This is a genomic window from Pauljensenia sp. UMB6358 (assembly GCF_030216865.1).
Classification (GTDB): domain Bacteria; phylum Actinomycetota; class Actinomycetes; order Actinomycetales; family Actinomycetaceae; genus Pauljensenia; species Pauljensenia turicensis_A.
In genome coordinates, this window is the sequence record NZ_JASOMS010000296.1 from 1 (window position 1) to 233 (window position 233).

The 233-nt window shown below is 57.9% G+C and carries 1 protein-coding gene; it reads left to right on the plus strand.

What is annotated here, in order from left to right; translation table 11 throughout:
- A partial coding sequence (locus tag QP381_RS09520; RefSeq protein ID WP_285068806.1) for a PHP domain-containing protein occupies nucleotides 1-233 on the plus strand: 233 nt, incomplete at both ends.

Sequence of the window (233 nt, forward strand, 5' to 3'; positions counted from 1 at the left end):
GCAGTAGCCATCACTGATCACGGCTACCTGTTCGGGGCCTACGAACTTTACAACGAATGTCAGAAGGCGGGGATCAAACCGATCGTCGGACTAGAGGCATATCTGACCCCCGGTACTTCCCGCTTTGACAACACCAGGGTGCAGTGGGGCACTAGGGAACAACAGGCAGCCGGCGATGATGTGTCTGCACGCGGCGCCTACACCCACATGACTTTGCTGTCGCGGACAACGGA